12 protein-coding genes are annotated in these 13,999 nt (G+C 39.6%); 7 read left to right on the forward strand and 5 right to left on the reverse strand.

All coding sequences use genetic code 11. The features are described 5' to 3' along the window. Positions 1 to 2 precede the first annotated feature (2 nt). Complete coding sequence (locus CH354_RS01820) at positions 3 to 791, forward strand: NADase-type glycan-binding domain-containing protein (RefSeq protein ID WP_100715611.1); 789 nt, start codon at positions 3 to 5, stop codon at positions 789 to 791. Here the strand turns inward: CH354_RS01820 and CH354_RS01825 are convergent. Continuing rightward, complete coding sequence (locus CH354_RS01825) at positions 788 to 1,861, reverse strand: hypothetical protein (RefSeq protein ID WP_165780318.1); 1,074 nt, start codon at positions 1,859 to 1,861, stop codon at positions 788 to 790. The genes CH354_RS01820 and CH354_RS01825 overlap by 4 nt on opposite strands. Positions 1,862 to 1,960: 99 nt before the next feature. Continuing rightward, positions 1,961 to 3,055, reverse strand: coding sequence for a DegT/DnrJ/EryC1/StrS family aminotransferase (locus CH354_RS01830; protein WP_100715612.1), 1,095 nt, complete (start codon positions 3,053 to 3,055; stop codon positions 1,961 to 1,963). Positions 3,056 to 3,188: 133 nt separating this feature from the next. Here CH354_RS01830 and CH354_RS01835 point away from each other — a divergent pair, with 133 nt between their 5' ends. Genes CH354_RS01835 through CH354_RS01845 form a run of 3 tightly spaced genes read left to right on the forward strand, consistent with a single transcriptional unit; the run spans position 3,189 to position 9,094 of the window. Further along, a complete protein-coding gene (locus tag CH354_RS01835) occupies positions 3,189 to 4,463 on the forward strand; it encodes a valine--pyruvate transaminase (RefSeq protein ID WP_100726202.1) in 1,275 nt (424 codons plus the stop codon). Beyond that, positions 4,460 to 6,778: a hypothetical protein gene (locus tag CH354_RS01840; protein WP_100726201.1), complete on the forward strand. Its 2,319-nt coding sequence runs from the start codon at positions 4,460 to 4,462 to the stop codon at positions 6,776 to 6,778. Before CH354_RS01835 ends, CH354_RS01840 begins: the two co-directional genes overlap by 4 nt. A gap of 48 nt (positions 6,779 to 6,826) precedes the next feature. Beyond that, on the forward strand, positions 6,827 to 9,094 hold the full coding sequence (locus CH354_RS01845; protein WP_100715807.1) for an arginine/lysine/ornithine decarboxylase: 2,268 nt from the start codon (positions 6,827 to 6,829) through the stop codon (positions 9,092 to 9,094). A gap of 138 nt (positions 9,095 to 9,232) precedes the next feature. Here the strand turns inward: CH354_RS01845 and CH354_RS01850 are convergent, their stop codons facing one another. Continuing rightward, entirely contained in the window at positions 9,233 to 9,874 is a 642-nt protein-coding gene (locus CH354_RS01850) for a hypothetical protein (protein ID WP_100715615.1), read from the reverse strand. On the opposite strand from CH354_RS01850, the gene CH354_RS01855 reads away from it, so the two are divergent. Next, a complete protein-coding gene (locus tag CH354_RS01855; RefSeq protein WP_100715616.1) occupies positions 9,873 to 10,907 on the forward strand; it encodes a calcium/sodium antiporter in 1,035 nt (344 codons plus the stop codon). The genes CH354_RS01850 and CH354_RS01855 overlap by 2 nt on opposite strands. On the opposite strand, the gene dprA is transcribed toward CH354_RS01855, so the two are convergent. Together dprA and CH354_RS01865 are read right to left on the reverse strand one after the other, a co-directional pair. Next, positions 10,897 to 11,781 (reverse strand): DNA-processing protein DprA, encoded by an 885-nt coding sequence (dprA, locus tag CH354_RS01860; RefSeq protein ID WP_243395922.1) that lies wholly within the window; start codon positions 11,779 to 11,781, stop codon positions 10,897 to 10,899. The two genes, CH354_RS01855 and dprA, sit on opposite strands and share 11 nt — an antisense overlap. A gap of 53 nt (positions 11,782 to 11,834) precedes the next feature. Then, positions 11,835 to 12,749: a tetratricopeptide repeat protein gene (locus tag CH354_RS01865; RefSeq protein WP_100726199.1), complete on the reverse strand. Its 915-nt coding sequence runs from the start codon at positions 12,747 to 12,749 to the stop codon at positions 11,835 to 11,837. Positions 12,750 to 12,799: 50 nt separating this feature from the next. Here CH354_RS01865 and CH354_RS01870 point away from each other — a divergent pair, with 50 nt between their 5' ends. Together CH354_RS01870 and CH354_RS01875 are read left to right on the forward strand one after the other, a co-directional pair. Next, positions 12,800 to 13,228 carry a GNAT family N-acetyltransferase gene (locus tag CH354_RS01870; protein ID WP_100715619.1) on the forward strand — a complete coding sequence of 143 codons (429 nt, stop codon included), beginning with the start codon at positions 12,800 to 12,802 and terminating at the stop codon, positions 13,226 to 13,228. Then, positions 13,225 to 13,998 (forward strand): SDR family NAD(P)-dependent oxidoreductase, encoded by a 774-nt coding sequence (locus tag CH354_RS01875; RefSeq protein ID WP_100715620.1) that lies wholly within the window; start codon positions 13,225 to 13,227, stop codon positions 13,996 to 13,998. Before CH354_RS01870 ends, CH354_RS01875 begins: the two co-directional genes overlap by 4 nt. The last annotated feature ends 1 nt before the right edge of the window (position 13,999 follow it).

Below are 13,999 nucleotides of genomic sequence, written 5' to 3' on the forward strand. Positions count from 1 at the left end.
TTATGAATCTCCGTAATTTCAAATCCACATTACTCATCCTGAGCATTTGTCTCCCACTATTTTCCGAATCATTAAATCCACCTGTTATCACATCCACAAGCCAACTCCAACCCAAAACCAAAAAGTACATCCCGGTATTTGCCATGGATGGAAAACTAAAAACTAGCTGGGTAGAAGGAGCGGAGGGAGAAGGATTAGGCGAATCTCTCCAATTCAAATACAAAACTCCAATCAATTTTAGATCACTTTCCATTTACAATGGGTTTGGTGATCCCAAACTATGGGCAGCCAACAATAGAATCAAAAAATTAAAAGTTACGACGGAAAGTGGAATTGAAGAAGTGGTTACCCTAAAAGATTCACTTTCAAGACAAGTGGTAGAATTCAAAAACGAAATCCGAGCCAAAGAAATTTCCTTAACAATCCAAGAAGTATACAAGGGAACCAACGCAGAAAACACAGCCATTGCAGAAGTGATGTTTGATTCGGAACAAGCTGGCTCTGCATTAGTTCCACCGAAAAATACTTGGGCAATTGGAAAATGGAAAACTAAATCCAACATTGCAAGGATCCAACTTCATAATGACGGAACTTGTGAAATGGGATATGAAACTGCAAAGATGTTATGTACTTGGACCGAAAAAGGGGACAAAGTCATTGTTAGTTTAGAAGCAACTTTACCTCTAACAAATACAGATATTTTGGAAATCAAACGTAGAGGAAATGCAACTGACCCAGTGATTGAAATCAATGGTAAACATGAATTTGTCCTCAACAGGGATGAAGTTTAAATAGTCTCGCTAAAACTTCCTTCAGTCCATGTAGACCAAATGGATTCAACCACAGTAGATTCTTTATCTGCTGTGGTTTCAAAATACAATACAGCATTTTGGTAGGCTTTCCCGGTTAAATCCCGAACTGGTGTGAGTAGAACCAAATCACAATTTAAATCAGTTTCTAATTTCTTTAGCAATTCCCATTCCTTAAGTTTTCCTTGTTTTGGATATGGTAACACTAGTAGTCCACTGATTGTTTCGGATTTCACATTTCTTTTTTTGCGAACTTCCCATAAAATGCGACCTATCGAATAACGAAAATTAAACTCTGAGACAGGTTGCACAACGGTATTACTAGAGTCTCTATACAAAAAACCATCAATTGCACAAGGCCCTGCATATTCACTAGGGATAAGATTTTTTAAGTCTTTGACAAGATCATATACCTTTGGAAGGAACAAGGCTTCATATCCACTATGACTGCCACCAATACGAATCCCTCTAAATCCACCATCATGATCAATCCACATGTTTGTTGCTGTGAGATAAAAAAACTCACTCTCTTTCACATCCCAAAGTGTAGAAAAATCAAAAAAACGTGACTCTCCCACCCAATCTTCACATACAATCGGAAAACCAAACAATCGTTTGTTTATTTGGGAAAGTTTCCATGAATCAGAAGGTGTTTTGAAGATGATATGATTTCGGCCTGCAAGTCCAAACTCACTCTTTAAAACCACAGGTAATTTTGCCTCTTCCAAATCAGCAAACAGATGTTCTTCGGATGATATCAATTTGGCAGGAAGTGGCGAGTGGTTTTTGCGAAAGTCAAGTTGAGTCACTTTAGAATTGAGATACCTAACCATTTCCAATTGAATCGGATCGACTACAAGTTCTCCATCTTCCCAAACATGACGCCTACCCCATTCAACAAGTGTTACCTCTTGTAACAAAGAGCCAACTAACGATGGGATGCCTGGAGTGAAACCTTTTTCCTTCCAATGCGAATACAATTCATCAGAGGGAAGTTCTTCAACAAGGACATAATCCTCTTCGTTTGTGATGGGGAAAAACAATTTCTCCAAACAACGATTCCTCCTCTTAAGCGAGGAATCTAAATTGAGTGGAGGTGAATGGAGTTTATACTCAAATAATGAGTCTAAGTAGTATAACTTTGGCACCAATCAATAGATACGTCGGATGGCAGTCGCAATCCTCTGTACATTATCTTTTGTTAAGTTAGGATAAATCGGGATACAATGACCTCTTTGGAATAACCTTTCTGCATTTGGGTATTCTAAGTGGTTTTCTTCCAAAACACGATGAAGTGGTTCTTCTACTGTCCTTTGAGTTCCAATATGAATTGATTTGAAGTATCTTTGGATTTCTTCATAATTTTGTCCAGAAACAACAATCGGAAACCTTTGGAATGTATCTTCATTTGGATTTTGGAAAAAAGTTTCGAGCCTTGAGTTTTGAACTGCTTGCAAATACGCAGATGCAATTTTTTTCTTACGTTCTAAAATCACACCAAGTTTTGACAACTGTTCAATTCCAAGAGCTGCTTGGTAATCCACCAAATTATAATCATATTTTGGTTCACCAAAGTTACGTTTTGCGGATGTTCCAGACTTATAAGATTTCACAACATTCGCCAATTGACTTTCAGCAGTGATGATCATGGCACCATTACCTGTTGTGATGATGTTCTCAGCACTGAGTCCACAGATAGCGATTTTAGTTTGTTTTCCAACTGTGATGGTTTCGGAAGTGGCACCAATTGCTTCGGTAAAGTCTTCAATCACTTCCAAGCCTTCGATGGAATAATCAGTGATTCGTATGAGGGAACCAAAACTGTGATCAAACAAAGCAAACTTTGCACCCGATTCATTTTTTTTACGTAAAAATTCTTCAGGGCATGGGTGAAAAGAATTTCGTTTTAAATCCACAATCACTGGTTTTGCTTGGATTAAAAAAATCGCATCCAAAGCAGAGATTGGTGAATAACTCGATAACAAAACTGAATCACCCGCTTTTACACCTAATGCAAGTAAAGCGAGATGATAAGCAGAAGTTAAGGAATTTGAGGAAATGGCGTATTTGATTTTGAACGTATGGCAAAATGTTTTTTCAAATCGTTCTACAATTTCACCTGTGGAAAGATGTTCTTCCACGAGACATTCTAAAACACCTTTCAGATCTTCTCTCGAAAGGGTAGGTTTGAAGAATTCGATGTTTTTTTCTTTTCGAATCGGTCTTTGTATTGTTTCGGTGCTCATCCAACAGCACTCCTCTTTATTATGTCACTTAAATACTCGATTTACGAATTATGTCACTTCATTTTTCGAAATGCGAACATAATTTTAGAAAATCATAGGAAAATTGGTTCTGAGTAGACAAAGTTCCCAAAATATGACCGAAACCATGGACCAAATTTACTCTTTATGGGCCGATCGATTGCGAAAGAACCAAGGGATCCGATCCCTGATGGAAGACTTAGGCCAGGCCACTGGTGACCCAAATGAAATCCTCCTGGGTGGAGGTAACCCCGCTCCTATCCCAGAAGCCGAGGCGATTTTCGAAGAAACATTTGGTAAATTGGCAAAAGACCCCATCCTTCGTTCCCTTCTCGGTGATTACCAAGCACCCATTGGAAATGACTCCTTTCGTGAATTGGCTGCAGAGTATTTGTCACCACTCCTCCAATCGAAATTGAAAAAAGAGAACATTGCATTTTTTAACGGTAGCCAAAATGCCTATTCCTTCCTTCTAAACCTCCATTCAGGTCCTATGGCAGATGGGAGTTTTAAAAAAATACTATTACCAGTGGTTCCAGAATACATTGGTTATGCGGACCAGTCCATTGCCGAGAATGTGTTTTTGGCAAAACCACCAAATGTAGTTTCCACTGGGAAAAACCGTTTCCGTTATGAGTTAAACCAATCCACTTTTGATCTAACGGGTGTCGGTGTATTGGCAATTTCAAGGCCAACCAATCCTACAGGAAATGTGTTACCTCTGGAACACTTGGAATGGATGGAAAAAAGTACCACAAAACATAACATTCCCATTCTCATTGACCTTGCGTATGGAAATCCATTTCCAAATTTAATCGGCAAGGAATCACCTATCCAATACAAAGAAGGACGAACTTTATCCCTAAGTTTTTCCAAAATCGGATTACCTGGGGTCAGGTTTGGAATTGTTGTTTCAGATGAAGAGACGATTAATACCCTCTCCTCCTTCGCTGCTGTGTCAAACCTTGCTGTTGGAAATTTGGGAGTGTATATGATGCAGATCCTTTTCCAAGAAAATGTATTACCCAAGTTATCAGAAAACATCTTACGTCCGTTTTATGAAGCAAAAGCAAAACTCGCACTCAATCTGTTCACAGAGGCATTTGAAAAAATGGGAGTTGCGTATGAAATCCATGATCCAATGGGAGGTTTTTTCCTCTGGATTCGATTTCCATCACTCTCCATTTCCAATCATGAATTGTATCACCTTTGTAAAGATAAACGGCTCTTCATTGTTTCAGGACATTATTTCTTTCCAGGATTAAACACTGATTTTTCGCATACGAAAGAATGCATACGTTTGACATATTGCCGTAAGGAAGAAGAATTAGCCAGGGGAGCCCAAATCCTTGCAGAAATTGTGGCCTCTCACCAGGCGAAATCCAAATGAGTGAAGATAGTATCGATTTATCAGACACAGTCTTAGAGAATCCCTCATCCAAAGAGGAAAGTTCTTCTGAGAGACCTTCTGCTCAATCTTATATATTTTTGTCTGATTCTGTTGGTAGCCTAACACCCACAGCACGTTGTATCCTAGATGAATTGAAAGACTGGCACAAACGTGTAGAAAAACATGGGAGTAAAGAAAAACACGCATCTTACCTCATGACAGTGGACAAACTTCCAGAGGCTCTTGGGAAATATACAAACCTAGGAGCACAAGGAAGATCGGAAAACGCCATCCACCATGCACTCCGCCAAATTTTAGATATCGACCACCGTGGCCAAAACAGGGCTGCTTATGCATACCCATATCTCATTCGTACGGGAAGTAAAATCTCTTCCAAAATTGCCCTCATTGCACCACAAAACGAAAACAAGACGGACACCCAACCTTACAGACAAGCTTGTTTTCGATTTTCACAAGAACTCATCAAAGTACTATTAGAAAACCGAGCTAAAAAAGGAAGGAATTGGGACGAAGAGAATCCTGGTTCTCTTCTTTTACAAAAAAACAAAGATGGGAATACTTGGCTTTATCCAAAGTTAGGTTCTCTCGAAGCAGAGATATCCTCACTGGTTCGCAAAGGATTTGGAAACTTACCCTATATCCCGATGCCAGATTTTTTACAAGACTTCACACTCTTTGCAAGAGAACAAAACTTGGCACTTCCTATCTTAACGGATTATCATATTGTCATCGATGAACTGAATATTTTACCAGATGGAAGTTTCAAACGATTACCAGAAGTAGTAAACCAAATCCTAGCACACTTAAATGGATTGGAACATTTTGCTAAAGAACAACTTACAAAACTGGCAAAAGATGCAAAATACGAATCGTTTTTAGCACAATTTAATGAATACATTTCTGTTCCAAAATTTTCTTCTTTAGAAGCAAAGATGAACCCGGAAGAAGAAGTGAAAAAGTTTTTATCAATCATCGAAAACTTTCCTGTACCTGCAGAAAAAAACAACCGTGCACTTTCCATCAAAGAAACGATCGATCTCAGCATTAAAATCTTAAAACGTCTCGCTGAAGAAAAAGGATCTGTTTTAACCAGAAAAGATGATAGTATATATGGAACTGTCAAAAATGCAGTCATCAGTAAAATTCCGGAACATACAAAAAATCATAATACACTACTTCGTATCAACTTCGAAGAAGAAGTAGCAAATGCTGGGATCACGGATCCAGCTAAAGTGTCCGAATACATCAAACGATTAAAAGACGATGTATTTTCCGAACATTCCTACTACGAAGAAAAAACTCCGGATGGTCGTTCGGTTTATTATGTTGTTGACCATGGGTATATGGCAGCAGTCATCCACAAACTTGCGTTTGAAGGGAGAACTAACCCGGAATACAAAAAACAATTGGGTTATGCTAAAATCATCAATCATAAACTTTCTAATCCCAAACATCCAGGACTCAATAGCAAACTCAAACCCGAGTTAATTGCAAAACTCAATGCAGATGTCAAAAATATGGAAGTGGAAGAATTGGAAAAAGAAAGGTCCAATGAAATCCGATCACGTTTTAATGTAATCCCAGGGATTTTAACCTTCGTTGTGAGTACGATGATTTTTATCACAGGAGCGTATTACTTACGTTCAGCAATGCCAATCTTTTTTGGTGTTCCTTTTTCTGTGGTTCTTGGATTTTTAGCAGCGATTTATTTTAGAGAAAAAACGACAGAAGAAATCCGAGAAGACATTAAAAATTCAGGGAAGTTTTCAGGTGTGGGTGACTGGGGTAAACCAAGTTATTCTTCCGGTTCCTCAACAAGTTATGAAGAAGAACAGGAGACGAGCAAAAAAGAAGAAAAACTTTCTCACATTTACAAAGCTGCCGACAATTTTGTTTTTCCAAAACGATTTAATAAAATCACTGACAAAGTGTTAGATCCAAAATCGTTACGATCCCGCATCTACGAAAATTTGGACAATATCAAACGGAACAATATGACTCTCGCCAAAGAAAAAGATGAGGATAAAGTTGCTTCCACTGTTGAATATGCAGTATTACAATCCGTTTCCACGATCCTAATTCCCGATGAAGTGGCGGTGAGAGACCTTCCAAACACAATTCTCATCAACCGAAATGATATGAAATCTGCGCTTTTCCGAAGCCAATTGGCAGATTTTTACCGCGAAGAGATGAACAAAAAGAAGTTCGATAAAAAATTAGTCAAATACTACACCTATCTCATCAATACAGTTGAGATGGAGTATTACAAATACCTTCCGAAAAAACGAGTTTAGAACCTAAAATCATTTGATTCTCTGTGGGACATACCTCCTATGGAGTTGATGTATCAAAACGGTATCGTACAATTTCCTATCATCATCATTGATGAAGATTTTCGTTCCGAAAATGCCAGTGGTCTTGGCATTCGAGCTATTGCAAAGGCCTTAGAAGGCGAAGGAATCGAAGTTTTGGGTGTGACCAGTTATGGAGACCTCACGAGTTTTGTACAACAACAAAGCCGGGCTTGTGGATTCATTCTCTCCATTGATGATGAAGAGTTCACGCCTGAAACAGAAGGGGAAGTGCCAGATGCACTACGCCAACTCAAAGACTTTGTGACCCAAGTGCGTCATAGAAACGCAGACATCCCTCTTTTTTTATATGGCGAAACGAGAACAAGTCGCCACATTCCCAATAGCATATTAAAAGAACTCCATGGTTTCATCCATATGTTTGAAGACACACCGGAGTTTATGGCACGCGCCATCCACAGAGAAGTAAAATCGTATTTAGATAGCCTTCCTCCTCCTTTTTTCCGAGCACTCACTCAATATGCACATGATGGAAGTTATAGTTGGCACTGCCCTGGTCACTCTGGTGGTGTTGCGTTTTTAAAAAGTCCAGTAGGTCAAATGTTCCATCAGTTTTTTGGTGAGAACATGTTACGAGCTGACGTATGTAATGCGGTAGATGAACTCGGACAACTTTTGGATCACACTGGTCCCATTTCCGCCAGTGAAAGGAATGCTGCACGGATTTTCCAATGTGATAGTTTGTACTTTGTGACAAACGGAACATCCACTTCAAACAAAATCGTTTGGCATAGTACTGTGGCACCTGGAGACGTTGTGATTGTTGACCGTAACTGCCACAAAAGTATCTTACATGCGATCACCATGACGGGAGCCATTCCTGTTTTCCTGATGCCTACACGAAACCATTTTGGAATCATCGGCCCTATTCCCAAATCTGAATTCACATGGGAAAACATCAAAAAGAAGATCGCCGAACACCCGTTTGCTAAACATGTCAAAGGGAATCCAAGAATTCTAACCATTACTCAAAGTACTTACGATGGAATTTTGTATAATGTGGAAGACATCAAGTCCGAGTTAGATGGAAAAATTTCTACTCTTCATTTTGATGAAGCTTGGTTACCTCATGCTGCGTTCCATCGATTTTATACAGGTATGCATGCGATAGGATCTGACAGACCACGTCCAAAAGAAAGTATGATCTTTGCAACACAGTCCACTCACAAACTTCTCGCGGGACTCTCACAAGCAAGCCAGATCCTTGTCCAAAATAGTGAAAAGGAAACCTTAGATCGAAACTTATTCAATGAAGCATTTTTGATGCATACAAGTACAAGTCCACAATATGCCATCATTGCCTCTTGTGATGTTGCCGCGGCGATGATGGAATCACCTGGTGGAAATGCCCTTGTGGAAGAATCCATCGAAGAGGCGTTAGACTTCAGACGTGCGATGCGCAAAGTGGATTTGGAACTAGAAGAAGACTGGTGGTTTAGTGTTTGGGGTCCAGAAGCCCTTGCCGAAGAAGGTGCAGGCGAACGAGATGAATGGATCCTCAAAGCAAATGATCGTTGGCATGGGTTTGGCGACATTGCTGAAGGATTTAATATGCTCGATCCGATCAAAGCAACTGTCATCACACCTGGTATGAGTGTGGAAGGTGAATTTGCTGATTGGGGAATCCCTGCTCTCATTCTTACCAAGTACCTCGCTGAACACGGGATCATCGTAGAAAAAACAGGGCTTTATAGTTTTTTCATCATGTTTACTATCGGTATTACAAAAGGCCGTTGGAATACAATGGTCACTGAATTACAACAGTTCAAAGATGATTATGATTCCAATCAACCTTTGTGGAGAGTGATGCCAAAGTTTACAGCAGCACATCCCAAATACGATCGTATTGGTTTACGTGACCTTTGCCAATCCATGCACGAAGTCTACAGAGCCAATAACATCTCTCACCTAACAACAGAGATGTATTTGAGTCCGATGATCCCAGCGATGAAACCATCAGAAGCGTTTGCGAAAATGGCACACCGCGACATCGAACGAGTTCCCATCGATGAATTGGAAGGAAGGATCACTTCCGTGTTACTCACTCCATATCCACCAGGGATTCCACTCCTCATCCCAGGAGAAAAATTTAACTCTACGATCATTCGTTACTTACAGTTTGCTCGAGAGTTTAACACAAAATTCCCTGGGTTCGAAACGGACATCCATGGTCTTGTAGAAGAAAAATCAGAATCAGGAATTTTGACATACTTCGTTGACTGTGTGATTGAGTCTTAAGTCGATAAAACCAAAGAAACAAAATCTCTTAAAAAATCTCTCGTGCAGTGTATGCTGCACGAAAGATTTATCTTTGAACGTTGTACCTTCGATTCAGAATATTTCATTCAAAATGATATGATTGTTTTTTTTGATGGGTTATTCCCATTCAATCATTCGTACAACATCTTTCAAACAATCTTCCCTAGTGGACTGGTCCCCTTTTGCAGACGGGAGACCTGAATACCATTTGCCATCAGGGAATTTTAAATCGACCCAATAAGTAAAGAGAGTTGTTTCTCCATTATTGTTTTTGATTTCGATGTTCAAAAGTTTTAAATCCGAAACTCCTGTTTCTTTATAAAAGGTTTCTCCATTTTTGGTTCGGATGCGGATCTTTTTGGGCAGGACTTCGTAAGTGGTTCCTTTTTTTTCTTCGCGTTTTGATTTGAGTTCCCAAGAATCAATTTTAATCGAATCAAGTTCTGCTATTGTTAATTTCTTTTTGTATAAAATCCCATCTTTTGTATGTTCGAAAAAAATCGACTGACTACCGCTAGTTGATTCTCCTCGAACCGTTCGCCCATCACAAAGGGTTAGGTTTAAAACCTTTGGTTCACCAGAATCTTTTTCACCACGGGCATTTCTTGGTTCTTTCGTTTCTTCATTTGGTATAGAAGGCAGACTAGGTTCTTTTGGCATTCGTGGTTCTCCGAAGGTCGGTGAAAAAAAACCGAGGGTTCCGAGCCAAAGAAAGAGTCGCAGTCGAAGTAAGTAGTCCATATTCTGACCTTTATCCATGGATGCATTTCTGACTGCAACTTTTCAAACCCTTCCCTTACCATTCCTTATCCTTGTCATCATTGGCTCTATCCTTGTCCTTGGAAAAGCTGCTGATGTTTTGGTTGATGAAGCCGTTTCCCTCTCCACAAGATGGGGAGTACCGAAGATGATCATTGGTGCAACGATTGTCAGCTTAGGAACCACTCTTCCCGAAGTATCTGTTTCTGTACTCGCAGCTCTCGAAGGGAATCCAGGCATTGCTCTGGGAAATGCGGTGGGATCAATTATCTGCGATACAGGACTCATCCTCGGGATTGCGATTCTCATCTCCCCACCTGACATCGACAAGCGCCTTGTCAACCGCCAAGGTTGGATCCAAGTTCTCAGTGGATTTTTACTTGTGTTTGCGGCCTTACCATGGTCAAACCTGACATCCATTTTCACAACTGGTGGACGAATTGACCAAGGAACAGGGATTGTCTTTTTAATTTTGCTCGGTGTTTATGTTTACCTAAGCATTCGTTGGTCAAGGTCCAAACCAGGGGAACTCGAAGCAGGTCTCGATGACACAACTGAATATGATGAGTCTCCCTTTTGGATTGTTTTTTTAAAACTCGTGGTAGCGATCACACTTGTGATTTTATCCTCGAAAGTGCTCATCCCTTCTGTACAAGAAACAGCGATTCGTTTGTCAATTCCTGAATCCATCATTGGGGCAACTCTTGTAGCCTTTGGAACCAGTTTGCCTGAACTTGTCACTGCCATCCAAGCCTCAAGGCGTGGACACTCTGAACTTGCTGTGGGTAATATCATTGGCGCCGATATCTTAAACGTTCTCTTTGTATCCGGTGCAGCAGCTGCTGTTACAAAAAATGGTCTCGAAGCACCCGTAAGTTTTTTCAGTTTTTATTTTCCGTCGATGCTCATTGTTCTCGTTTTATTCCGTTTGGGAATTGTATTCTCAAAAGATAAAATCAAACGTCCGTTTGGTGTATTTTTACTAGTGATCTATGTAATCGCAACAATCGCTGGGTTTATCTTTAAAGGTTAAATTGAAAATCCAACACCTCCTCTTCCTTTTTCTGAAGGAAGGAGGTGTTTTTTAGTTTTTGCCACTCTTCGTAAGAATAAATGTTTCGTTCGAGTGTTTCCGTTTTTATCATTTGACTTTCCCTACACAAGGTACTTGCACCTTGTCGTAACAACATTTTACCCCCTTCGTTATCAAATTGTTTTGGGTGATCAAAGACAAAAATTTCCCTGTTTTGTTCCATGGCACTCATCGCTGTGGAAATAGTGCCCGATTTTTTCCCTGACTCCATGATGAAAACCTTTTTGCAAAGTCCAGAAATCACACGATTTCGTTTCGGAAATGTCCACTTTGCGGGTTCTGTATGTAGGAGAAATTCTGAAATTAACAGTTGTTTGGGGTCATTTTTAATTCGTTTGTACAAATCACGGTTCCCTGGTGGGTATTCGATTCCCAGTGTGGTGCCAAGGATTCCAATAACAGGAATTCCAAATTCAAGTGCAGAAACAAAAGCCTGTCTGTCAATCCCGAGGGCCATTCCAGAGACAATGGCAATGTTTTCTTTTTCTGAAAAAGAACTTACAAGTGCTTTTGTTGCTGATAACGAAACGGGAGAAGATTTACGAGTGCCCACAATGGCAACAAGGTCTTTCTGCAAAAGAGTTAGGTCACCCATACCCACAATCACAAGTGGGGGATCATAAATTTCTTTTAGAAGTTTTGGATAATAGGGATCATAATAGGAAATTAATTTCCAACGAGGGTCTTTGTTTTGTTCCCATACTTTACATTCGGATAACCAAAATTTCCAGTCTTCTTCTTTAAAAAAAATGGGTAAGGCTTGGAATAAAGGTAAAAATTCATTATAATTACGCCAAACCTTTGTTTTACGCAAAAAAGAAAGAACTTTCGGATGCCCCAAAATGGAAAGTACCACATGGGATTAGGTCAGTTAGATTTGTTTTGGGCCCCAAGAACACTTAAATTCTTTAAAACATTTTGATAGGAAGAGTTTTCTTCCAAAGGTTCACGGATACTACCGTTCCCCTTCATTTCTTCTAAAATGGATTTGATGCGAACATATTCATCATAAGCGAGAGAAGACTTTCCAATTTGGTATAAAAAATTAGCCTTCGCAAATCGTGTGGGAACATTATAAGGTTCTTTTCGTAATATTTGGTCTAACAAAGAAAAAGCGGAATCCAATTCATCATAACCGCTTGCCAGTTTTCCATTCCAACTTTCGTCCTTTAAAGAAGAATCAAAATAGATCAGAGCTAATTGGAATGGGAAACGAGTATCGTCTTTGTCTAATTTTGCCAATTGTTTGAATAAACTTATGGCACGACTCCTTCGTGTAGGTTCCCACCCCATATCTTTTGATGCATTTGCATAAGCAACAGCCGTCTCATATAACAACTGTTTATCTAATTTTCCTGACTGGATGGCCTTTTCAAAAAAAGGTAATGCTGATTCGTAGGAATGGATTTCAAATCCACCTTGTTTTGCATTGGGAATGGATTCTGTAACGGCTTCCTCATAATATCGCACTCCTACATCTGCGGAACCTGCACGCATATAGGCGCGGGCAATTTTCCAAGAGAGTGCAGCCGACTGGTTGGACTTTTGGACCAATTTCCGGATCCGTTTGTCCATTTCTTCAATTTCGGCTTCTTCCAAAGCCAATTTTTCTTTCCAATTGACGATGTCTTTTTCGGTGGTTTCACCGCCAATTCGTTTGCGGTACCGGGATTCTGTTAGGGATTTTAAGTAATCACAATGGGTAAAAAAGAGAAGCAAACCCAAAACAACACCCAACTTGAGTGTGAAAACCATTGAAAACCGGTTGTTTTTTATGCCCATCGGTTCGATTTTAGTTTCTTTCTTTTGGATGAAAAGAAAAAAATGTGATTATGTCTCTTAGTTTTCAAAGGTTGGGTGAAGTCCATTTGCCAGAGATCCTTACTTGGGAAACTCTATGTTTTCCAGGTGAAGAATGGACAGATAAAATGATCCAAACCCATCTGGAATTCCATGCCGCATTTGGCATAGGGGACCAAAATATACAATGTTATGCGTTAGTTTGTGAGACACCTTGGGAAATAGAAATTTTCCGAATCGCAACACTACCCAACTTTAGAAAGTTAGGCCTAGCAAAACAATTGTTAGAAAAACTATTTAAGGAATTTCCAAAAAAGGAATTTTTCTTAGAAGTGAAAGAATCAAACGAACCAGCAATCAAACTTTATTTGTCTGTTGGTTTTGTTGAACTTGAGAGACGTAAAAAATACTACCCGGACGGATCAACTGCCGTTCTAATGAAGAGGAATCCCATCGAATGAAAAATGCATATGTAACAGGCGCATCGCAAGGTATCGGAAAAGAATTTGTTAGAGCTCTCGGCAAAGATTATAATGTTTTTTTAATCTCTAGGACGGAAGCGGACTTAAAAAAAGTTATCTTAGAATTAGAACCAAAGTCTAGAGGAATGTTGAAGTATATTGCCTTAGACCTTACTAAAAAGAAAGATGTGGAAGAACTATCAAGTATCATAGAAAAAGATAAAGATGCAGAATTATTAGTGAACAATGCAGGATTTGGAACTGTTGGTGAGTTTGCAACCCTTCCTCTTGATAAAGAATTAGATGAAGTGAGTTTAAATGTAAAAACTCTTGTTCACCTTTCACACACCGCACTGAACCGTTTCAAAAAAAACAAAAAAGGTTATTTAATCAACGTTGCATCTATCGCGGGTTATCTGCCAGCACCTGGCAGTGCTATTTATGCGGCAACAAAAGCCTTTGTTAAATCTTTTACTGAATCTATTCACGAAGAAGCCAAAAACTACGGCATTCATGTACAAGCACTTTGCCCGGGACTCACTCATTCTGACTTCCACCAACGTGCAGGGATCAGTAAGTCCAAATACCCATCGTTTATGTGGCAAAATGCAGATGAAGTCGTCGAAGAGTCGTTAAGTGCACTCAAATATAACCAAGCAGTTTGTATCACAGGAAGTTTTAACCAAGGTGCGATCACCGTATCAGAACTCATTCCTCGAGGTTTTTTAAGAAAACTCAGTGGTAGATATTTAAAATTAGAAGAGGAATAAG

The sequence above is a fragment of the Leptospira levettii genome (assembly GCF_002812085.1).
GTDB classification, from domain to species: domain Bacteria; phylum Spirochaetota; class Leptospiria; order Leptospirales; family Leptospiraceae; genus Leptospira_A; species Leptospira_A levettii.

What these genes read in the sequence shown, in the direction of transcription:
- CH354_RS01820 (WP_100715611.1), top strand. Translation starts at nt 3, where the DNA reads ATGAATCTCCGTAATTTCAAATCCACATTACTCATCCTGAGCATTTGT.
- CH354_RS01830 (WP_100715612.1), bottom strand. Translation starts at nt 3,055, where the DNA reads ATGAGCACCGAAACAATACAAAGACCGATTCGAAAAGAAAAAAACATC.
- CH354_RS01835 (WP_100726202.1), top strand. Translation starts at nt 3,189, where the DNA reads ATGACCGAAACCATGGACCAAATTTACTCTTTATGGGCCGATCGATTG.
- CH354_RS01840 (WP_100726201.1), top strand. Translation starts at nt 4,460, where the DNA reads ATGAGTGAAGATAGTATCGATTTATCAGACACAGTCTTAGAGAATCCC.
- CH354_RS01845 (WP_100715807.1), top strand. Translation starts at nt 6,827, where the DNA reads ATGTATCAAAACGGTATCGTACAATTTCCTATCATCATCATTGATGAA.
- CH354_RS01855 (WP_100715616.1), top strand. Translation starts at nt 9,873, where the DNA reads ATGGATGCATTTCTGACTGCAACTTTTCAAACCCTTCCCTTACCATTC.
- CH354_RS01850 (WP_100715615.1), bottom strand. Translation starts at nt 9,874, where the DNA reads ATGGATAAAGGTCAGAATATGGACTACTTACTTCGACTGCGACTCTTT.
- CH354_RS01865 (WP_100726199.1), bottom strand. Translation starts at nt 12,749, where the DNA reads ATGGGCATAAAAAACAACCGGTTTTCAATGGTTTTCACACTCAAGTTG.
- CH354_RS01870 (WP_100715619.1), top strand. Translation starts at nt 12,800, where the DNA reads ATGTCTCTTAGTTTTCAAAGGTTGGGTGAAGTCCATTTGCCAGAGATC.
- CH354_RS01875 (WP_100715620.1), top strand. Translation starts at nt 13,225, where the DNA reads ATGAAAAATGCATATGTAACAGGCGCATCGCAAGGTATCGGAAAAGAA.